Consider the following 20,368-nt stretch of genomic DNA (forward strand, 5'->3'; position numbering starts at 1 on the left):
GACGTCGACCCACAGGCGACGCTCGCCTTCGCCGGCAGCGCCCCGTTCAGCACCGCCGGCGTCCCGATCGCGAAGAATGCGGCGCTCCTCGAAGCCGGGCTCGACCTCGCCATCAGCCGGAGCGCGACGCTCGGCGTCTCCTACACCGGCCAGCTCGCAACCGACGCCCAGGACCATGCCTTCAAGGCCAACCTTGCCGTCAGGTTCTGAGGATGGGGGCAGGCTGCCCCAGGGTACGCTATCCTTGGTCCGCTTCCTGGCATGGACTGAATCTCCGTTCCTCGGCACCAACCTGAGCATGCACGGTGCTGACGAAATCGCCGCGGTGGCTGCTGCCTCCTGGCAACAGGTTCGATCCCGAGAGTGGGGTGCCCGCGATTGAAATCCTAGACTCCGCCGCCGGGTCTTCTATCCTCTACACGCCTGCTGCCGTGCCTCTGGAGGAACCTTGGGACAGCGTGCCCCGGAATTCGCCTGCGCCGACTGCGGCGCGGTGACCATGTATATCCCTCAGTGGACGGATGAGGATGCCTTCATAGAGTGCGCGGGATGTGGAAAGCCATTCGCGACGATCGCGGAACTGCGCGAACGGCTCGAAGCCGCGCTCCAGGAAGACGAGGTCAGCCCCGAGACCGCCGAGGAGCCGTCCGGCCTGTGCAGGCAGGAGAAGTAGTCCGGCGGGCGCCGAACGGGCCGGCGTCTTGCTGTCAATGGAGCTTCCGAAGGTCCGTGCGGTTGCGGGCATTTGCGACACCAAAGGTCTGCTGATTTGCCCGACCTTCGTCCCTAGCGGCGGAGCGCTGCAATGGAGCATTCTCCGGCTGAAGAGTTCAACGCGATTGCTCTTCCGACTTTACGCCGCGGGAGCGTTCCAGGACGCTGCCGCGGCTTTCCCTTCAGTACCCGCAGTCACTTGCCGCGCCGAGGAGGCGCGTCGGGCGCGCTTGCAACGCTCATTCCCTCGCACTGGCCTCCCATGTCGAATCAGACGAACAGGAAATCGCTCAGTTGCAGTGTGGTGGCGGTCACGCCTGTGAGCGTCACGGAGTGACCGGGCTCGATCGTCACGACCGCGTCGGTACCTGAAGCAGCGATGTGCTCCTGACGCCAGGACGCGAAATCGCCGACATTCAGGTTGAGGAAGTGGAAGTCGAGGACATCCTCGCCCCGCACGAAATCCCGGACCGTATCCTGGTCGAAGCCGGGCGCGAAGACGAAGGTATCCCGGCCGGCGCCGCCCGTCAGGAGGTCATTCCCGCCCTCGCCCCTGATCCAGTCGGCGCCCGCGCCGCCCGAAAGCTCGTTGGCCCGGCTGTCGCCGATCAGGAGATCGTTATGGGCGCTGCCGGTGATGGCGGTGACGGCGGCAGCGATCGCCGTGCCGGTGCCGGCGGCGGGTGGATTGGCCAGATAGGCCGTCGTCCAGTAGCCCGCCATCTCGCGATAGCCGGCATCGGTCGGGTGAATGCCGTCGAACAGGTCGGACAGAGTCACGCTCGGCATTTCGACGAGGCTGACATTCTGCCCTCGCCCGATCGCGTCCGAGACGACGCTGCGGATCGCAGCGTTCACATTGGCGACCTCCGTGGCGTAGCCCGCCAGCGGGATCAGGGTTGATACATAGACCTCCGTCGTCGGGCTCGCCTGCGCGAGATGGTTGAGCATGCCGGCGATCTCGGCCCCGACGGCGATCTGCGGATTGCTCTTGTAGAAGATGTCATTGGTGCCGGCCATCAGCAGGACAGCATTTGGCGCATAGGTCGAGAGCAGATTCGGCAGCAGCGCCTGGATGTCGTCCCCGGTTTCGCCGGGGTAGCCCGCATGCTGAGGATCGGGCACCTGGCCGTTGCTGTTGGGCCCGACCATGTCGACCAGACGACCCGCATTGACCATGTTCTGGTAGAAGAAACCGCGATAGCCGTGCTCGTCCTGCCCCGTAGGTGCATCGCCATTGGTGATCGAATCCCCGAGTGCCATCACCTTGGTGGCGAGCGTCCATTGCGCAGCGCCGAGATCGGCCCTGACCCCGCGCGTGGCGCCCGTGAGATCGAGCGCGGAGCCGCCACCGCTTCCGACCGTCAGCAGGAACTGCTGCGGAACCGGCGTAGAGCCATCCTCGTTGCCGTCCTCCACCGACACGGAAAAGGACGGCGCAGACGACGTTCCGTCATGCCGGAAGGCGACCTGGCCGTTCGTGAGCTGCGTGGGCGTGAAGCTCGTGGCTGCGGATCCGCCGACCAGCAACGTGCCTCCTGCGGCCCCTGAGGTCGTGAAGGCGACTCCCGTCGCAGCGTCGTCGGAGTCCGAGTAGAAGAGGTCCGCCTGGGTCAGCACATAGGTGGCGCCGCTGGCGACGGTGGCCCTCAGGTCGCCGGTCAGGCTCGGCGGCGCATTCACCGGCCCCGTCGCGATGTTGAAGACGAAGTTCCGCGCCACTGGCGTGGAGCCGTCCTCGTTCCCGTCCTCGACGGCGATCCTGAAGCTGCCGACGGGCTCGGTTCCATCATGCCAGAACGTGATCTGGCCGGCCGCCAGCTGTTCGGCCGTGAAGTTCGAGACCGCAGTGCCGTTACGGCGCACGTAACCATTGTCGAGATTGCTGACCGTGAAGGTGACGCCGGCCGGGCCGTCATCCGGATCGGTGTAGAAGAAGTCGCTGGTGGTGAACTGGTAGGTGCTGCCATTGGCGATCGTCGCCTGGAGATCGCCCGTCAGCGTCGGCGGCGTGTTCCCGCCTGTGCCCCCGCCGACATCGAAGACGAAGCTTCGCGGCACCGGCGCAGACCCATCCTCATTGCCGTCCTCGACCGACACGGAGAAGGATGGCGCCGTCGATGTGCCGTCATGCCGGAACGCGACCTGCCCGCCGGTCAGCTGCGCCGGGGTGAAGCTCGTGGCCGCATTCCCGCCGACAAGGAATGTCCCGCCGGCGACGCCTGCGACCGCGAAAGCGACGCCCGTTGCGGCGTCGTCCGCGTCGGAATAGAAGAGGTCCGCCTGGGTCAGCACATAGGTGCCGCCGCTGGCGACAGTCGCTCTTAGGTCGCCCGTCAGGCCCGGCGGCGCATTCACCGGCGCGGTCGCGACGTCGAACACGAAGTTTCGCGGAGCCGGCGTCGAGCCATCCTCGTTCCCATCCTCCACCGACACGGAGAAGGACGGAGCGAAAGACGTGCCGTCGTGGCGGAAGGCTACCTGCCCGCCGGTGAGCTGCGTTGGCGTGAAGCTCGTAGCCGCATTCCCGCCGACAAGGAACGTCCCCCCAGTGACGCCTGCGACCGCGAAGGCGACTCCGGTCGCAGCGTCGTCCGGGTCGGAATAGAACAGGTCCGCCTGGGTCAGCACATAGGTCGCGCCGCTGGCAACTGTTGCTCTCAGATCGCCCGTCAGGCTCGGCGGTGCGTTCACCGTCCCGGTCGTGATGTTGAAGACGAAATTCTGCGCGACCGGCGCGGAGCCGTCCTCGTTCCCGTCCTCGACGGCGATCCTGAAGCTGCCGACAGGCTCCGTCCCGTCATGCCAGAAGGTGATCTGGCCGGCCGCAAGCTGCTCGGCCGTGAAGCTCGATACCGCCGCGCCGTTGCGGCGGACGTAACCATTGTCGAGATTGCTGACGGTGAAGGTAACGCCGGCCGGGCCGTCATCAGGGTCGGTGTAGAAGAAGTCGCTGGTGGTGAACTGGTAGGTGCTGCCATTGGCGATCGTCGCCTGAAGATCGCCCGTCAGCGTCGGCGCGACGTTGCCCTGCCCGGCGGCGAGCGAGATCGTCGCGACGGCGCTGGCGACGGCCTGGCCGCCATTCGCCGTCCCGTCCCCATCGTTGAGCGTGAAGGTGACGGCGCGCGGTGATGTCGGGCTGCCCGCGCCTGTCGAGAAGCCGACATGCTGGAGCAGCGCCTGGACGGCCGCCGGCGTCGCGCTCGTATTGAGGCTGACCACGAGATCGGCGCCGTTCGTGCCGCCGGAAAACGTTCCGATGCTCGTCCCGTTGACCCGCACGGTGGTGCCGCTGAGCGTCACCGTCGCGTCCGTCATGATCCGGAGCTGGTCACCGGCGGAGCCGTTCTCCGTGAAGCCCACGCGCAGCGACCCGCCGCCGAAATTCGCCGAGTCGATATCGGCCAAGGTCGCCAGAGCGGCGAGCTTGACGAGAGGAGCGCCGGTCTGATGTGACAACGCCACACCGGTTCCAGCAGCGGCGCCGTTGAGGTCCAGCACCGGAACATCGTTGACCCGCGTGATCGAGATGCTCGCATCTTGTGTAAGGCTGGTATCGGCACCATCGCTCGCCGACACGCGGACCGTTCTGGCGGCGGTCGAGGGCTGGTCGCTGCCGTTCTCGTAGAGGATGCCGCGCAGGACGGCCTGATAGGTGGATGTGGACGCGCTGCCGACGATGCTGAGGACGCCGGTGGACGCCGCATAGGTCACGGCGAGCCCCGCCGCTGCGGCGGCGCTCGCGGCGGCCGCATCCAGGATGAGCCGCTCCAGCGCATTCCCGTCCGGCCGGGTGAGAAGCGTTGCCTGGAGCGAGACAAGACTGCTCGTATCTGGGTCGGTCAGCGTCGCGTTCGGCGCCACAGCCACCGAACCATTCTCGATGAAGCTCGCCGACGAGCCGGCGCCCGAGGCGGCGCCGTTCAGGTCCAGCAAAGGTCTATCATTCACCGGAATGACGGTGATCGCATCGGTCCGGACCGTGCCGGCAAGATTGAAGGTGATCGTCTGGCTTGCGGTCGGCGTATCGCTGACATCGGTGTAGGTGAGATTGCGCAGCACGGTCTGAACCCTGCTGACCGTTGCGTTGCTGTTGAACGCGATCACGAAATCGGCGCCGTTGATACCGCCCGTTACGGAGCCGACCGTGACGCCGTTAACGCGTAGGTTCGTGCCCGAAAGACTGACCCCACTCGCGAACCCGATCTGCGCCTCGGCCAGGAGGCCCGAAAGCCGAAGCGACTGGCCATTGAAGTTGCCGCTCGCGCTGAGCGTGGCGCTCGGAGCGAGCCGGATGGCGGACGCCCCCTCCTGAAAGCTCCTGCTCTCGTCGAGCCCGACGCCCGAGCCATTCAGATCGAAGCTAGTGAGAGTGGCCATGCCGCTTCCCCCCAGGACGTAGGCCTAAGGCATCGGGCCGAAAAGTGGCTTGCGCTTTTCGGGCTCATCCGATGCCAGGACAAAGAGATAGATCGACACTTCGCGCCCGACAGGACGCGCGGCGATCTAGTCATGCCAAGCGGATCGATCACTGTTGCTATCGCACGGTTCTGCGGACCGGCGGCGGAGCATTGGGAGTAGTCACAGGGGCGGCCGAGGTACATCAAACGGCCGTCCGAGTGCGGATGATGGTCAACGCCGCTTTGGCAAGGCCGTCGTCGCGGCCATGCGTCGTAGAATCCTCACGAGCGAGAGGCCGGACTTGCCGGCCCCGTTTTTCTGTTCACCAGCTCATGGACGGCCATCAACGCGTCAGTGGCAGGCCCGAGCAGGTGGTGATCCGTGAGCGCTTGGAAGAGGCCGGCGAGCATGATCACCGTCCGGCCGGCTCCACGCCGAAGGTGAAGGGCGGGAGCAGCGCAAGCGTCGGGATCGGCCCAGTACCAGCGGACCTGACATAGCGCATCATTGACTTTCCCGGTCGGCGGTGCCTCTTTTCGCGAGCTTCGGTTTCTCATTCGCCGTCATGCACGGCAGATCGGCCGTAGGGTGAAACCGTCCGTCGATGCCTACACGGTCGCGATGCCGTGGTATGAGCGCGAAGACTTCCACGAGCTGTGGGCGCTGGCTCACGACCGGGACGAGATGCCCACAGACTATGACGTCTGGCATAGCAGCGCCGTCTCGGTGATGAACGCATGGCTTGCAGAGGGACGGGCCCTGCAGATCGTCACGATCAAGCCCGCTCCATTCCTGTCCTGGCTCGGCGCGCGCGGCCTGGCCAACACGGCCGGGAACCGCCTGCGCTATGTCGAGGATCTCGCCACGCGCGACCACGACGCAGCGTGAGCCCAGAGCGCCGCCCGTTGCAGGCCCGGCCACGTCAGCGCTTGGTGATCTCGATGTCGGGCATCGTTGGCGCGGTTCCGCCGCCCTCGCTCTCGACGAAGGTCGGGGAGGGGTGCCGCGAGATGCGCAGCGCGACGTAGATCGCAACCGCGACCGACAGCCCGATCAGATAGACCAGCATGCCCTGCGGGCCCATGATCTGCATCAGCAGGGTCGCGGCAAGCGGTCCGATGGCGGAGCCGACGCCCCACAGGAACAGCAGCCGCGCCGAGAGCCCGACGGCCTGGTCCCGCCCGATGCGGAAATAGGCATGCGTGACGGCAACCGTGTAGAGCGGCGAACTGCAGCCGCCGATCAGGACGAACAGTCCGAAGAGCCAGATCCGGCCCAGGTTCATATCGAAGTTCAGGAGGATCAGCAGCAGGCTAGCCGCCATGGCGACGGTGCTGACCGCGACCAGCATGATCAGGCGGCTGGCGACACGGTCCGCCAGCAGGCTCATCGGCCATTGCAGCAGCAACGCCCCGACCTGGACGCTCGCGGTCAGCAGGATCGTGGCGCGCTGGTCGAGCCCGGAGAGGATGCCATAGGCAGGCATCACGCTGATCAGCGGGCCGCTGGTCAGCCCGACATAGAGGCAGCCGACGACGGCGGCAGGTGCCTGCCGCCAGAGCGTCGCCAGGCCGACGGAGACGACGGCGCTCGATTCCGGCCCGCGAGCCCGCGTCAGGGCGACCGGGATCAGGGCAAGGGAGAACGCCATGGAAGCGTAGAGGAAGACGTCATGAGTCTGGATCGCGACATAGCCGACACCGACCTGCGAACTGATCAGCGCGACGCGGTTGAGGATCTGGTAGACTCCGAAGATCCGGCCGCGCTGGGCGCCGTTGGCCTGCCCGCTGATCCAGCTCTCGATGCAGATTCCGTGGCCGGCGGCCGACAGGCCCATGACGAGGCGCGAGACGCCCCACCATTCCTCGGACAAGAGCGGGAAGCTCAGCGTCGAGATCGCTTGGAGTGCGGCGAAGACGGCGAAACCGCGGATATGGCCGATCCGGCCGACCTGGGCGGGGACGGCGAAGCAGCCGATCAGGAAGCCCAACGAGTAGGCCGAGGCGACGAGGCCGATCAGCAGCGGCGGCTGGTTCGCAACCGCCATCCGCAGTGGCACGACGGTGTTCACGATCGTCCCGGCGACTTGCAGGATCAGCGCGCCCGTGACGATCGCGCCAAGCGCGGCGACGGAACCGCCATAGGCCTTTGGATTCACGATGCGGCAATTCCCGAGGAGCCGATTCGACGAAGCTAGAGCATAGGACCGAAAAGTCGATCCTCTGCCGCCGCTTGCGTCAGAGATGGTCGGCCAGCGAGGGGCGATGATGCCCGTCGCGGCCGTGCGTATCCGGCGCCGCCAGCATCGCGTTGAGCACCGCCTCCTGCGTCGCCTCGGCGGCGGCCCGGAAAGGCAGGTCGATCCGGTTCTCGTTGAGGACGTCGAGCGGCACGATGCCGGCGCCCTCGTGATGGACGATAGGCGCTTTCGTCGTGAAGGCGACGGCGATGTCACCGCTGCCATTGCCCCAGAAGGCGCCGAGCCGCGCCAACCCTGCCCCGCAGCGCCGGGCGATGCGCGTCAACTGGCGGCTCTCCAGCGGCAGGTCCGTAGCCAGGATGACGATCACCGAGCCGCGCTCCGGCGCAGGCGGGGCTGCATCGGCAGCCGGCACCGGTCTGCGCCCGTCGGGCAGGACGAGATCGCCGGCATTGCCGAAATTGGCCTGCACCAGCACCCCGAGATGGAAGCTGCGCCCGTCGAGTTCCATGACGCGCGAGGCGGTCCCGATGCCGCCCTTGAAGCCGAAACAGCTCATGCCGGCACCGGCGCCGACAGCCCCTTCCGGGACCGTCCCGCCGGCAGCAGCATCCAGCGCCGCCTCGGCATCGGCGACGGTCAGCCGCCTGGCTCGGATATCGGAGAGGTAGCCGTCATTGCATTCGAGCACGAGCGAATTCACCGTGCCGGTGCTGCGGCCGATCTCGGGATTCCCGGCCAAGGCCCGGCCGACCAGCGCCTCGATCCCCGCCGCGACCGAAAACGTGTTGCCGAGCAGGATCGGCGTCTCGATCTGGCCGAGTTCGGCCACCTGCATCAGCCCGGCGCTCTTGCCGAAGCCGTTGATGACCTCGACGCCGGCGCGGACCTTTTCGCGAAACACGTCGCCGCGATGCGGCAGGATCGCGGTGAAGCCGGTCAGGATGCCGGTGTCCCGCAGGGTACGGTGTCCCACCGCGACGCCCGCCACATCGGTGATGGCGTTGAGCGGCCCGGGCGGCAGGCTGCCGCAGATCAAGCCGAAATCGCGCGCCCGTCCAACCAAGACAACCTCCCCCGCTCCCGTTCGGGCAGCTTGTCCGATCGCATCGCGCAATTGGCAAGCCCCGGGTGTGGATGGAGCCGCGCCCGCGAGAGACGTCACATGATCCCGGTCTTGGCGAAGATATCGACCGTCGACTGGCCTTCCAGGATCATGTCGCGGACGCTGTTCTCGCCGCGAACCTTGGCGAAGGCGGCCTCCAGCACCTCCTTCTCGCGGGCGGCCGGCACGATCACCACACCGTCGATGTCGCCGACGACGAGATCGCCGGCGCTGACCCGGCAGCCATTGCGGAACTGGATGTCGCAGCGGAAATCGATCACCCGGCCGCGCACGCGCTGGTCCTGCGCATAGCTGCCGGCGGAGAAGACGGGGAAGCCGAGCTCCAGGATTTCGCGGGTGTCGCGGTGGTAGCCGTCGAGCACCGCACCGGCGGCGCCGAGCGTGCGGGCGCGCGTGCTCATCAGCCCGCCCCAGAGCGCATAGGTCGGCGACGATCCGGTGCAGATGTAGATCTCGCCAGGTTGCAGGCCGTCGAGCGCCTCGAACATCAGGCCGAAGGGCTTGGCTCCGCCATGCGCCGCGACATCGACGGCGCAATCGGCCTCCTGCACCGTCATGGCCCGGCCGGCGATCACGGCGCCCGGAACCTGCACGCGGATCTCCGGTGGCAGGAACTGGCGCGTCAGGCCGATCGCATCCATCACATCGCCGAGCACGGCGCTGTAGAGCTCCTCACGGATACGCTGGAACAGCGGCTCTTCCGGCGAGGCGGGAATGGTCGACATGGTCTTCTCCTCAGGCATAGTCGATCGAGCCTCGGGCCGATCGGCTCCGAGGCGTTCGCCGCAGTCCTATCACGGCCATGGCCGTCCGGTTCCGCGCGGACGTCAACCCGCCGATGCGGCCGCCGCCGCGAGCCAGATCGAGACCGCGACGGCCCCGCCATCGGGCACGCCGAGCGCCCGCTCGCCGAGATAGCTCGCGCGTCCGAGCCGCGGCTTCATCGTCGTCGTGGCCTCGGCGCCGGCCTGGGCCGCCTCGGCCGCGAGGTCCCAGGCCTGTGCGGCCGGCACCTTGTGCGCCGCCGCCTGCGACAGCGCTTCGGCGGCCGGCAGCAGCGCGTCGAGCATGGTGCGGTCGCCGGCGCGCGCGCCACCCAGTTCCGAGACGGCGGCGACGCCGGCTGCGAAGGCGTCGGCCCAATCGGGGAGCCCGGCACTCGGCCCCTCGGCGAGGCGACGCGCCGCGCGCAGCAGCCCCACCGCGTAGAACGGCCCCGAACTGCCGCCGATGACGCGCCGCAGCTCGGCCGCTAGCAAGGCGAGAACCGCCGCCGCATCCCTGGATTCGTCGCGCGCGCAAAGCGCCTGCACCGCGGCCGCAGCGCGGCTCATGCTGATGCCGAGATCGCCGTCTCCGGCCTGGCTGTCGAGCTCGGTCAGGCGCGGCTCGGCCGCCGTAAGCGCCGATGCCGCGGCGAGTGCCGCCCTTCGGATTACGGCGCCAAGGGCGTCCGCGGAGATTAGGCTTTCATCCATCGCCTGCGCCTTGCCCGCAGCCACGATCGCCATGGCAGCCGGGACGACGCCGGAGCCCGGCCAGGCGGGCGCAGCCGTGGCCCGGTCGAGCAGGCCGAGGCTGTCGTCGTCGACCTTCATGACCGAAAGCGAGCAGCCCGGCATTTCGAGCGCGCTCAGCAGCGTCCCGGCCCAGGCCCGCTCGACCACGAGCCCGCGCTCGCGCAGCCTGGCCAGCGCCCGCCGCGCGACGACCGAAAGTTCCATCGTGGTCGTCCCGCCGAGATTGTTGACGAGCAGCGCGACGCGCGCGCCGGCGCCAAATCCGCGATCGGTGAGGATCGTATCCAGCAACCTGTCGGTGATCGCGTCAGCCGGGGCGATGCGCGCGCGCGCGACGCCAGCCTCGCCATGGATGCCGAGGCCGAGCTCGATCTCGTCCTCGCCCAGCGTGAATCCGGGGGTGCCGACAGCCGGGATCGTGCAGGCGCCGAGCGCCACACCCATCGTGCCGAGCCCCGCGACGGCTGAACGCCCCACAGCTGCGATCTCTGCGAGCGATGCGCCCTGCTCGGCCAGCGCCCCGACGATCTTGTGGATCAGCACCGTGCCGGCGATGCCGCGGCGGCGCTCCTCCGGGACCGTCTCGCGCAAGGCGACGTCATCCGCGACGACGACGATCTCGGTCGGGATCCCGCTTGCCCGGGCCAGCTCCGCGGCGAGGCCGAAATTCAGCCGGTCGCCGGTATAGTTCTTGACCACGAGCAGCGCTCCGGCCGGTCCGGCCGCGGCATGGATCGCGGCGAGAACCGCATCGACCGAAGGAGACGTGAAGACATCGCCGGAGACTGCGGCGTGCAGCATCCCCGCGCCGACATAGCCGGCATGGGCCGGCTCATGGCCCGCGCCGCCGCCCGAGATCACCGCGACGCGCCGCGCCGCCGGCTCCGGCAGGTCGCTGCGCAGGACGACGTCGTGATCGGCCAGGATGGCGAGGCCCGGATGCAGCGCGACCAGTCCCTCCAGCATCTCCCGCACGACATGGCGGGGATCGTTGATCAGCTTCTTCACGGCATCCTCCCTGCGGCCAGGCCATCGAATGGTCCCGGGCCGCGCCCAGACTGGCGATGCGCGGCGCCGGGTCAAGCCGGCCGCCAGCATATTCGCCGCGACGCGACAAGCCTCTGGATGGCAGGACCGCATATGCGCCCGGCCGATTGCCAAGCCAGCTGAGCGAGATCAAAGAAGCGGCAAAGCAATAAGCTAAGAAGCAGCATCCTGGGGAGGAACCGAACACCATGGCGTGGCGCGTACTAATCGCGGAATTTATGCACGAGACGAACACCTTCAGTGTTCAGCTCACCGACGAAGCCACCTTCCGCGCCCATGGCGCCTTCCTCGGCAACGCGATCCCCGAAGCCTTCCGCGGCACGCGCACATCGATGGGCGCCGCCTTCGAGGCCGCCGACAAGTTCGGCTGGAGCCTGACGCACCCGCTGGTCACCGGCGCGAACCCATCGGGCCGCGTCACCGATGCGGCCTTCGACATCTTCGCCGCCCACATCGTCGATGCCGCAGCGGGCGTCGACGGCGTGTTGCTGCACCTGCACGGCGCCATGGCGACGGAAAGCTCCGACGACGGCGAAGGCGAGCTGTTGGCGCGGCTGCGCCGGAAGATCGGACCGGACGTGCCCGTCGTCGCGATCCTCGACCTACATGCGACCGTCACGCAGCTCATGGCCGACAACGCCAATGCGCTGATCTCCTACCGGACCTATCCGCATATCGACCAGTATGAGCGGACCTGGCAGGGCGCAGAGCTGCTCGAACGGGCCATGAAGGGCGAGATCCGGCCGAAGGTTGCGCTCGCCCGGCGCCCGATCCTCTACGCGCTGGACGGCGGCCGCACCACCTCGCCGCCCTTCGCCGAGCTGCTGCGCCGCGGCGATGCGCTGGAAGCCTCGGGCGACGCGCTCGTCGTCAGCGTCCAGGCCGGCTTCTCCTCGGCCGATGTCCACGATATCGGACCCTCGATCGCGGTCACCGCCGATGATCGCGGCCAGGCGCAGGCCGTCGCCGAAGAACTCATGGATTATGCCTGGGAGCAGCGCCACTTCTCCTCGATTCATTTCACGCCGCTTGCCGAAGCGATCGCCCGCGCCAAGGCCGGCGAAGCGGATGCGGGCACGCCCGGCTACAAGCCGCTGGTGATCTCGGACTATTCCGACAATCCCGGCTCCGGCGCCTATGGCGACGCCACCAACCTGCTGCGCGCGGTACTCGCGGCAAAGCTCAGGAATGTCGGCTTCCACGCGATCTGCGACCCCGAAGCGGCGCTTGCGGCGCAGGCAGCCGGCGTCGGCAACCGCGCCCGCATCAGGCTCGGCGACAAGGTCGATCCCAGCATGGGCGGCGGCCCGCTCGATCTCGACGCGCAGGTCGTGGCGATCACCGACGGGCACTTCATCTGCTACGGCCCGATGGCCGGCGGCGTCTGGCGCAATTACGGGCTCTCGGCCCTGCTGCGGGTCGACGATGTCGAGATCGTCGTCATCACCCATAACGGGCAGGCGACCGATCTCGCCCAGTTCACTTCGCTCGGTGTCGATCCGACGCGGAAATCGACACTGATCGTCAAGTCGATGCAGCATTTCCGCGCCGCCTTCCAGCCGATCGCCCGCGAGGTGCTGGAGGTCGATACCGGCGCGCTCTCGACGCGCAACTTCAAGGAGCGGCCCTACAAGAAGGTGCGCCGCCCGATCTTCCCGCTCGACGACATCTGAACGCTAAGCCCGCGACGCCGGCAACGACTGCGACACAGGAGGAAACCATGGCTGTTCAAGCCGATATCGTGCTGCGCAACGGGCCGATCTGGTGCGGCCGCGAGGACGGCGTCGTCGAGGCGCTGGCGATCTGGCAGGACAAGGTGCTCGCCACCGGAACCGATGCCGAGATCAAGCCGCTCGTCGGGCCGAAGACCCGCGTGATCGACCTGAAGGGCCGGCTGGCGACGCCGGGCCTGAACGATTCCCATCTCCATCTCGTCTCGCTCGGCATGACCATGGGCTGGGTCGACTCCAAGCCCGAGGCCGCGCCGACGCTGGAGACGCTGCTCGCTGCGATCTCGGCCCGCGCCGCGACGCTGAAGCCCGGCGAATGGATCCTGTCGCGCGGCTACGACCAAACAAAGCTCGACACCGGCCGCCACCCCTATCGCGAGGAGCTGGACCGTGCGGCGCCGGACAATCCGGTGATGCTGGTGCGCGCCTGCGGCCATGTCGCGATCTGCAATTCGGAGGCGCTGCGCCTCGGCGGCATCGACGAAAGCTCACCGACCCCGCAGGGCGGGCTGATCGAGCAGCAGAACGGCCGCCTCACCGGCCTGCTCGCCGAGAACGCCCGCGCCCCGGTCCAGGCCGCGGTTCCGCCTGCCACCGAGGAGGACCTGATCGCCGGCATCGAGCGCGGCGGCAAGTACCTGCTCTCGCTCGGCATCACCAGCTGCATGGACGCCGCCGTCGGCCAGAAGGGCGGCTTCCGCGAGATCGGCGCCTATCACCGCGCGAAGCGCGACGGCCGCCTGCCGGTCCGCACCTGGCTGACGCTGCTCGGCGATGACGGCCGCTCGATCGTGCCGCAATGCTACGAGGCCGGGCTGATCTCCGGCACCGGCGACGACATGCTGATGGTCGGCGCGGTCAAGCTCTTCCTCGACGGCTCGGCCGGCGGCCGCACCGCCTGGATGACCGAGCCCTATCTCGGCGAGGACAAGACCACCGGCGTCTGGATGTGGGAGGATGCCGAGCTCGAGCGCATGGTGATGGACGCCCATGTGAAGGGCTACCAGCTCGCCTGCCACGCCATCGGCGACGCCGCGATCGAGCAGCTGATCACGGCTTACGAGAAGGCGCTCGCGGCCCATCCCGACCCGGACCGGCGCCACCGCATCGAGCATTGCGGCTTCTCGACGCCGCAGCAGCACGAGCGCATGGTCAAGGCCGGCATCTACCCTTGCCCGCAGCAGGTCTTCATCCATGATTTCGGCGACGCCTACGTCAAGGTGCTCGGCCCGGAGCGGGCGCTGCCGAGCTATCCCCTGCGCACCTGGTTCGACCTCGGGCTGAAGCCGGCGACGGGCAGCGACGCCCCGGTCTGCGACCCGAATCCCTTCCCGAACTTCCACACCATGCTGACCCGCAAGACCTGGAAGGGCACGGTGATGGACGAGGGCCAGCGCGTCTCGATCGAGGAAGCGCTGCAGGCCTATACCGAGTTCGGCGCCTTCTCGCAGAAGCAGGAGGCCGTCAAGGGTCGGCTCGTGCCTGGCTTCCTCGCCGACGTCGCCGTGTTCTCGCGCGACCTGTTGACCGCACAGCCAGCCGACATCCTGAACGATACCTGTTGCGACCTCACCATTCTCGGCGGCGAAATCGTCTACGAACGACCGGTCTGAGCTGGGGATTTACCCGCCAGGGGGAAGACAACTGCCGTAAAGGCGTTATGGTTCCACATGGGGCAAACATATCCGGGCCAGCCGGAGCTTCATAATAATCGGGAGGAATGATCGTGTTGTTCAAAAAATTCGCCTTTGCCACGGCGCTGACGGTGGCGGCCTTCGCCGTGCAGGCGCAAGTCCAGGCGCAGGAGCCCCGTCGCGGCGGAACGATCCGTTTCACGGCGCCCTACGGCGCATCCTTCGTGAGCAATGACAGCCACGTCTCGAACCAGATACAGGACGAGATCTACGGCTATGCGCTGCACAGCATGCTCTACAAATGGGATGCGAAGAACAGCAAGCCGGAGCTCGACCTCGCCAAGAGCGTGACCGTTTCGCCGGACGGCAAGGTCTACACCTTCAAGCTGCGTGACGACGCGTTCTTCCACAACGGCCGCCAGATGACGGCCGACGACATCATCTGGACCTATACCCGCCTGATGGATGGTTCGAAGAACTATCCCGGCGCGCGCTACATCGCCCGCATCAAGGGCGGCACCGATGTCCAGAAGGGCCAGGCCAAGGAAATCTCGGGCCTGAAGAAGATCGACGACCACACCCTCGAGATCACGCTGACGGACAAGGCCGACCCCGGCTACTTCCTGTTCCAGGCGACGACCGCGATCATGCCCGCCAAGGAGGCGCAGGCTCCGGACTTCTTCAACAAGCCGATCGGCCTTGGGCCCTTCAAGTTCGTCGAGCATATCCCCGGCTCGCGCATGAGCTTCGAGCGCTGGGAGAAGTACCATCAGGCCGGCAAGCCCTATGCCGACAAGCTGGTGATCTCGCCGATGGGCGAGGCTGCGGCGCGCGACGTCGCCTTCCGCAACAAGGAAATCGACGTCTCGATCCTGGGCTCGACCCAATACGTGGCCTACAAGGCCGACCCGAACCTGTCGAAGGGCATCCTCGAGGTCGCCGAGGTCTTCACCCGCAACATGGGCATGAACCCGACCTTCAAGCCCTTCTCCGACAAGCGCGTGCGCCAGGCGATCAACCACGCCATCGACAGCGACCTGATCATCAAGCGCCTCGTCCGCGACAAGGCCTACCGCGCCTCGAGCTGGCTGCCGCTCTCCTCGCCGGCCTTCGACAAGGACGCCAAGCCCTACGCCTTCGACCCCGAGAAAGCCAAGAAGCTGCTCACCGAGGCGGGCTATCCCGACGGCTTCGAGTTCGAATGGACCGCAACCCCGAACGAGAGCTGGGGCATCCCGATCGTCGAGGCGACCATCCCGATGCTCGCCAAGGTCGGCATCAGGGTGAAGGTCAAGCCGGTCGAGACCTCGGCCCTCGGCGGCGTCGTCGTGAGCGGTAACTTCCAGGCCTATATCTGGTCGAATACCTCGGGCCCGGACACGCTGACGGCGCTGAAGTGCTTCCATTCCGCGACGCCGCGCTCGTCCTGCAACTACACCACCTTCAACAACCCGGCCTTCGACAAGCTGATCGACGACGCCACCGCCGAGTCGGATCCTGCCAAGCAGCTCGACCTGCTGAAGAAGGCCAATGCCCTGCTGCAGGAAGAAGCGCCGGTCTGGTTCTTCAACTACAACAAGGCGGTCCTGGCCTATCAGCCCTGGTTGCACGGCCTCCAGCCGAACTCGACCGAGCTTGCGCTGCAGCGCTACGAGAACCTCTGGGTCGACGCCTCGTCGCCGGCGGCGAAGTAAGACCGCGCTGCGCTCCCGCCAGCCGGCCCTGCGGTCGGTTGGCGGGAGCCTTTCGCATTCGGTCGTCGCTGACGACCCGCGCAGCGGCGGTCAGGAGCCTTTGCCATGTTGCCTTATATCTTCCGCCGCCTGCTGCAGGCGATCCCGATCCTGCTCGCGGTCGCGGCCCTGATCTTCGTCCTGTTCAGCGTCATTCCCGGCAATTTCGCCAGCACGCAGATGGCCGACGGCCGCAGCATCGTCGATGCCGCCACCATCGCGCGCATGAACGAGCAGTTCGGCCTGAACGATCCGGTCTATGTCCGCTTCGCCAAATATATCGGCGATCTCCTGACCTTCGATCTCGGCACCTCCTTCCGCACCCGCCAGCCCGTGGTCTATGCGCTGGCCGAGCGCCTGTGGCCGAGCCTGCAGCTGGCCTTCGCGGCCATGATCTTCGCCGTCGTCATCGGCGTGCCGCTCGGCTTCCTCGCCGCGCTGAAGCCGGGCAGCTGGATCGACATGCTGTCGATGATCTTCGCGGTTTCCGGCCTGTCGCTGCCGATGTTCTGGCTCGGCCTGCTCCTGATGTACGGCTTCGCGCTGACGCTCGGCTGGTTCCCGAGCTTCGGCTATGGCGATGGCGACCTGCGCTACATCGTCCTTCCTGCGGTCGCGCTCGGCGTCTCGCCGCTGGCGCTGCTGGCGCGCACCTCGCGCGCTGCGGTGCTTGAAGTGATGAATGCCGATTTCATCCGGACCGCCCGCGCCAAGGGCGCGAGCGAGCTGAGGGTGATGCGCTGGCACGTGCTGCGCAACGCGCTCGTCATCGTGCTGACGACGCTCGGCCTGCAATTCGGTTCGGTCATCGGCCAGGCCGTCGTCATCGAGAAGCTCTTCGCTTGGCCGGGCCTCGGCTCGCTGCTGGTGGACAGCGTCACGCTGCGCGACATCCCGGTGGTGCAAGGCTGCATCCTGACGATCGTGCTGTTCTTCCTCGTCGTGAACATCGCCGTCGACGTGCTCTGCGCCGTCGTCGATCCGCGCATCAAATACAGCTAGGCCTTTACGCATGAAGTTCCGTGCCAATCTCTGGATCGGCGGCGCCTGCTTCGCGCTCGTCCTCGCAGGCGGCGTGTTCGCCCCCTGGTTCGCCCATACCGATCCGGTCATGGATGCCAACCTGATGAATGCCGAGCTTCCGCCCGGCTCCGAATTCTGGTTCGGCACCGACGCGCAGGGCCGCGACATCTACAGCCGCGTGCTCTACGGCGCCCGCATCTCGCTGACGGTCGGCATCGTCTCCCAGCTCATCAACACGGTGATCGGCGTAGCCCTCGGCCTCTCCGCCGCCTACTGGGGCGGGTGGTGGGACGATTTCGTCAACGGCCTGACCAACATGATGCTGGCGATTCCCTCGCTGATCTTCGCGCTGGCGATCATGGCGATCCTGAGCCCCGGCCTCACCAGCCTGCTGATCGCACTCGGCCTGACCAACTGGTCCTTCACCTGCCGCCTGACCCGCGCCGCGACGCTCTCGGTCAAGTCGATGGGCTATGTCGAGGCCGCCCGCTCGCTGGGCTACGGCACCTTCCGCATCATGCTGACGCAGATCCTGCCCAACATCGCAGGCCCGATCATCGTCATCGGCACGCTCGGCATGGGCGGGGCCGTGCTGGCGGAAGCCTCGCTGTCCTTCCTGGGCCTCGGCATCCGCCCGCCCTTCCCGAGCTGGGGCTCGATGCTGTCCGACGCGCGCGACCAGATCTCGACCGCACCCTGGATCTCGATCTTCCCGGGGTTGGCGATCTTCCTCACCGTGCTCGGCCTCAACTTGCTCGGGGACGGGTTGCGCGACATCCTTGACCCGCACTCGCGGACGCGCAAGGCCTGAGCCTCCATCTCACGACCAGGACATCTTTAGACATGCCCACCCAGCCAGCCGAGCCGGCCTGGACCGTGCCCGCCGACGACCGCGCGCCGCTCGAGAGCGTGCGTTTCCATGGCCTGAAATCCGGGCCGAAGCTGCTCGTCCTCGGCGCCGTGCACGGCAACGAGACATGCGGCCCCAACGCCATCGCCCGCATCATCGAGGATTGCCGCAGCGGGCGCCTGCTGATCGCGCGCGGCGAGGTTACCTTCGTGCCGGTGGCCAACCCCAAGGCCTATCGCCAGAACACGCGCGAGGGGGACCGCAACCTCAACCGCGACATGTATGAGCGCCCGCAGCCGGTCGACAACGAGGACCGGATCGGCCGGCGGCTCACCGCCCTGCTGCGCGAGCACGACATGCTGCTCGACGTGCATTCCTTCCGCGGCGAGGGCGTGCCCTTCGTCTTCTTCGGGCCGGAGAACAACGCGGGCGAACTTGAACCCTTCCGGCACGATGCCGCAGAGCTGGCACTGGCCGCCTGCCTCGGCGTCCCGGTCGCGATCCATGGCTGGCTCGACAACTACGTCAAGATCATCGCCGCACGCAAACGGCTGAAGCTTCCGCCGCTCGCCGTGACCGAAGGCTACGGCACGACCGAATTCATGCGCTTCTCCGGCGGCTATGCCGTGACGCTGGAATGTGGCGAGCACACGGACCCGGCCTCGACCGAGGTCGGCTACGCCGCAATCCGCAACACGCTGGGCCATCTCGGCCTGATCGATGCAGCCCCTCCGCCCTCCGCGCTCGACACCATCATCCACATGACCGATGTCGTGATCTGCGAGACCGAGGGCGACGTGGCCGAGGGCGGCTGGAAGACCGGTGACGCGGTGCCGAAGGGCGCCGTGCTGGCACGGCGCACCGACGGCAGCACGGTGACCGCGCCCAGCGACGGCTTCATCATCTTCCCGAGCAAGACCGCCAAGCCCGGCGAGCCGCTCTATCATTTCGGCGTGACGAGCCAGCGCAAGCCCTGAGCGACCCTCGCGGGTCGCCCAGGACCTGATCACCTCTCGAGGAACATGCGGCTCGCATGGTCCCTGAACGGCTTGGTGAGGAAGGAGAGCGCGGTGCGCTCCTCGGTGGTGATCATCACCTCGACGGGCATGCCCGGCAGCAGCTTGCGATCGCCGAGCACCGCGAGGTCGCCTTCGATCTGGACCTCGCAACTATAGTAGCTCTGGCCGGTGGCCGGGTCCTTGGTGGTGGCCGGCGAGACATGGCTGACCTTGCCGGGAATCTCCGGCGTGGTGTTGCGGTTGAAGGCCGAGAAGCGCAGCCGCGCCGCCTGCCCGGCCCTGACCTGGTCGATATCGGCAGGCGAGATGCGGACTTCGATGGTCAGCTTCGCGCCGACGGGGACGACGGTGGCGAGCCGCGCCGCCGGCGTGATCACGCCCCCGACGGTGAAGACCGTCATCTCGTTGACCGTTCCGTCGATCGGCGAGCGGATCTCGGTGCGTGACAGCCGGTCCTCATTGGCGACGCGGCGATCCTGTAGCTCGGCGAGCTTGGCCTCGACGAGGCGCAGCTCGCGCTGTGCCTCGGTCCGTGCGGTGTCGTCGATGGAGATGATCTGCAGGCGGGTTTCGCTGATGCGCAGCTTGGCGCGCGCCAGGGAGGCCTCGATCTCGCCGCGCTCGCCAAGCAGACGCGCCCATTCCCGGTTGATGTTGAACACCTTGGTGCCGTCGATATAGCCCTTCTGGAACAGTCCGAGGAACTTCGTGCGCTCCATCTCGACGAGCCTGAGCTCCTCGGATTTGGCGACCTGGCGCGACTCCAGCCCCTTCACCTCCTCACCCAACTGAACGATGCCGATCTCGAGCTGCTCCTTGCGGCTTTCTCGATTGGTGCGGTTGCCATCGAACAGGCGCGTCTCGCCCCCGATGATCTCCGAGGGATCCTCCGAGAAGGAGGCCATCTTGGGCGAGAAGGCGATGGTGGCGAGGCCGTCGCGCTCGGCGATCAGGCGGGCGCCCCGGCCGAGATGCTCGGCCAGCTGCGAGCGGATGATCGACAGCTCCGCCCGGGTCTGGACGTTGTCGAGCCGGAACAGCACCTGGCCCTCCCTGACGCTGTCGCCCTGCCGCACCGCGATCGACTCGATGATGCCGCCGTCACGGTGCTGCACCTCCTTGAGGTTCTGGTCGACCTTGACCATGCCCTGTCCGACGACGGCGCCGTTGAGATTGGCCGAGGCTGCCCAGCCGCCGAAGCCGGCGACCAGCAGCAGCGCCAGCGCCGTGCCCGCGAAGACGTGCGAACCGAGGCCGAAATCGGCCCGCCTTTGGGCGGCGCGGGCGCTCTTCTGGGCCTTCGCGAAGAGCTTGGCGTCGAAGTTCTGGGCATTCATGAAGCGAACCCTCCGGGACGCGGTGTTCTGG

At 67.3% G+C, this 20,368-nt stretch carries 15 protein-coding genes; 9 read left to right on the top strand and 6 right to left on the bottom strand.

Annotation, left to right across the window (positions count from 1 at the left end; all coding sequences use genetic code 11):
- Both ASE63_RS24990 and ASE63_RS27630 read left to right on the top strand, forming a co-directional pair.
- Window positions 1–210, top strand: a 210-nt coding sequence (locus tag ASE63_RS24990; protein WP_056808171.1) for an autotransporter domain-containing protein, incomplete at its 5' end; no start/stop codon positions are given.
- A 238-nt stretch (window positions 211–448) separates the two neighbouring features.
- On the top strand, window positions 449–673 hold the full coding sequence (locus tag ASE63_RS27630) for a hypothetical protein (RefSeq protein WP_156410600.1): 225 nt from the start codon (window positions 449–451) through the stop codon (window positions 671–673).
- A 311-nt stretch (window positions 674–984) separates the two neighbouring features.
- Here the strand turns inward: ASE63_RS27630 and ASE63_RS24995 are convergent, their stop codons facing one another.
- Window positions 985–5,097: a cadherin-like domain-containing protein gene (locus tag ASE63_RS24995; protein WP_056808174.1), complete on the bottom strand. Its 4,113-nt coding sequence runs from the start codon at window positions 5,095–5,097 to the stop codon at window positions 985–987.
- A 609-nt stretch (window positions 5,098–5,706) separates the two neighbouring features.
- On the opposite strand from ASE63_RS24995, the gene ASE63_RS25000 reads away from it, so the two are divergent.
- A complete protein-coding gene (locus ASE63_RS25000; RefSeq protein ID WP_056808176.1) occupies window positions 5,707–6,006 on the top strand; it encodes a hypothetical protein in 300 nt (99 codons plus the stop codon).
- 34 nt (window positions 6,007–6,040) lie between these two features.
- Here ASE63_RS25000 and ASE63_RS25005 read toward each other — a convergent pair whose 3' ends face one another.
- The 4 genes from ASE63_RS25005 to ASE63_RS25020 form a co-directional block, all read right to left on the bottom strand.
- Complete coding sequence (locus ASE63_RS25005) at window positions 6,041–7,276, bottom strand: MFS transporter (protein ID WP_056808178.1); 1,236 nt, start codon at window positions 7,274–7,276, stop codon at window positions 6,041–6,043.
- A 79-nt stretch (window positions 7,277–7,355) separates the two neighbouring features.
- On the bottom strand, window positions 7,356–8,384 hold the full coding sequence (locus ASE63_RS25010) for a P1 family peptidase (protein ID WP_056808180.1): 1,029 nt from the start codon (window positions 8,382–8,384) through the stop codon (window positions 7,356–7,358).
- Between the two features lie 95 nt (window positions 8,385–8,479).
- Entirely contained in the window at window positions 8,480–9,169 is a 690-nt protein-coding gene (locus ASE63_RS25015; RefSeq protein ID WP_056808386.1) for an RraA family protein, read from the bottom strand.
- Window positions 9,170–9,271: 102 nt separating this feature from the next.
- Window positions 9,272–10,972: a dihydroxyacetone kinase family protein gene (locus tag ASE63_RS25020; protein WP_056808182.1), complete on the bottom strand. Its 1,701-nt coding sequence runs from the start codon at window positions 10,970–10,972 to the stop codon at window positions 9,272–9,274.
- Between the two features lie 227 nt (window positions 10,973–11,199).
- Between ASE63_RS25020 and ASE63_RS25025 the strand changes: the two genes are divergently transcribed.
- The 6 genes from ASE63_RS25025 to ASE63_RS25050 all read left to right on the top strand — a co-directional run bounded on the left by ASE63_RS25025 (window position 11,200) and on the right by ASE63_RS25050 (window position 18,958).
- Complete coding sequence (locus ASE63_RS25025) at window positions 11,200–12,684, top strand: M81 family metallopeptidase (protein ID WP_056808184.1); 1,485 nt, start codon at window positions 11,200–11,202, stop codon at window positions 12,682–12,684.
- A 47-nt stretch (window positions 12,685–12,731) separates the two neighbouring features.
- The gene (locus ASE63_RS25030) at window positions 12,732–14,354 is read left to right on the top strand and encodes an amidohydrolase (RefSeq protein ID WP_056808186.1); all 1,623 of its coding nucleotides are present in this window, start codon (window positions 12,732–12,734) and stop codon (window positions 14,352–14,354) included.
- A gap of 152 nt (window positions 14,355–14,506) precedes the next feature.
- Window positions 14,507–16,069 carry an ABC transporter substrate-binding protein gene (locus tag ASE63_RS25035; RefSeq protein ID WP_244491603.1) on the top strand — a complete coding sequence of 521 codons (1,563 nt, stop codon included), beginning with the start codon at window positions 14,507–14,509 and terminating at the stop codon, window positions 16,067–16,069.
- 105 nt (window positions 16,070–16,174) lie between these two features.
- A complete protein-coding gene (locus tag ASE63_RS25040) occupies window positions 16,175–17,110 on the top strand; it encodes an ABC transporter permease (protein ID WP_056808190.1) in 936 nt (311 codons plus the stop codon).
- A 10-nt stretch (window positions 17,111–17,120) separates the two neighbouring features.
- A complete protein-coding gene (locus ASE63_RS25045; protein WP_056808193.1) occupies window positions 17,121–17,942 on the top strand; it encodes an ABC transporter permease in 822 nt (273 codons plus the stop codon).
- A gap of 32 nt (window positions 17,943–17,974) precedes the next feature.
- Complete coding sequence (locus ASE63_RS25050) at window positions 17,975–18,958, top strand: succinylglutamate desuccinylase/aspartoacylase family protein (RefSeq protein WP_056808198.1); 984 nt, start codon at window positions 17,975–17,977, stop codon at window positions 18,956–18,958.
- A 29-nt stretch (window positions 18,959–18,987) separates the two neighbouring features.
- Here the strand turns inward: ASE63_RS25050 and ASE63_RS25055 are convergent, their stop codons facing one another.
- Window positions 18,988–20,337 (bottom strand): HlyD family type I secretion periplasmic adaptor subunit, encoded by a 1,350-nt coding sequence (locus ASE63_RS25055; RefSeq protein WP_082610288.1) that lies wholly within the window; start codon window positions 20,335–20,337, stop codon window positions 18,988–18,990.
- Between the last annotated feature and the right edge of the window lie 31 nt (window positions 20,338–20,368).

The sequence above is a fragment of the Allobosea sp. Root381 genome (assembly GCF_001429395.1).
Lineage (GTDB): Bacteria > Pseudomonadota > Alphaproteobacteria > Rhizobiales > Beijerinckiaceae > Allobosea.

What these genes read in the sequence shown, in the direction of transcription:
- ASE63_RS24995 (WP_056808174.1), bottom strand. Translation starts at nt 5,097, where the DNA reads ATGGCCACTCTCACTAGCTTCGATCTGAATGGCTCGGGCGTCGGGCTC.
- ASE63_RS25015 (WP_056808386.1), bottom strand. Translation starts at nt 9,169, where the DNA reads ATGTCGACCATTCCCGCCTCGCCGGAAGAGCCGCTGTTCCAGCGTATC.
- ASE63_RS25025 (WP_056808184.1), top strand. Translation starts at nt 11,200, where the DNA reads ATGGCGTGGCGCGTACTAATCGCGGAATTTATGCACGAGACGAACACC.
- ASE63_RS25030 (WP_056808186.1), top strand. Translation starts at nt 12,732, where the DNA reads ATGGCTGTTCAAGCCGATATCGTGCTGCGCAACGGGCCGATCTGGTGC.
- ASE63_RS25040 (WP_056808190.1), top strand. Translation starts at nt 16,175, where the DNA reads ATGTTGCCTTATATCTTCCGCCGCCTGCTGCAGGCGATCCCGATCCTG.
- ASE63_RS25045 (WP_056808193.1), top strand. Translation starts at nt 17,121, where the DNA reads ATGAAGTTCCGTGCCAATCTCTGGATCGGCGGCGCCTGCTTCGCGCTC.
- ASE63_RS25050 (WP_056808198.1), top strand. Translation starts at nt 17,975, where the DNA reads ATGCCCACCCAGCCAGCCGAGCCGGCCTGGACCGTGCCCGCCGACGAC.
- ASE63_RS25055 (WP_082610288.1), bottom strand. Translation starts at nt 20,337, where the DNA reads ATGAATGCCCAGAACTTCGACGCCAAGCTCTTCGCGAAGGCCCAGAAG.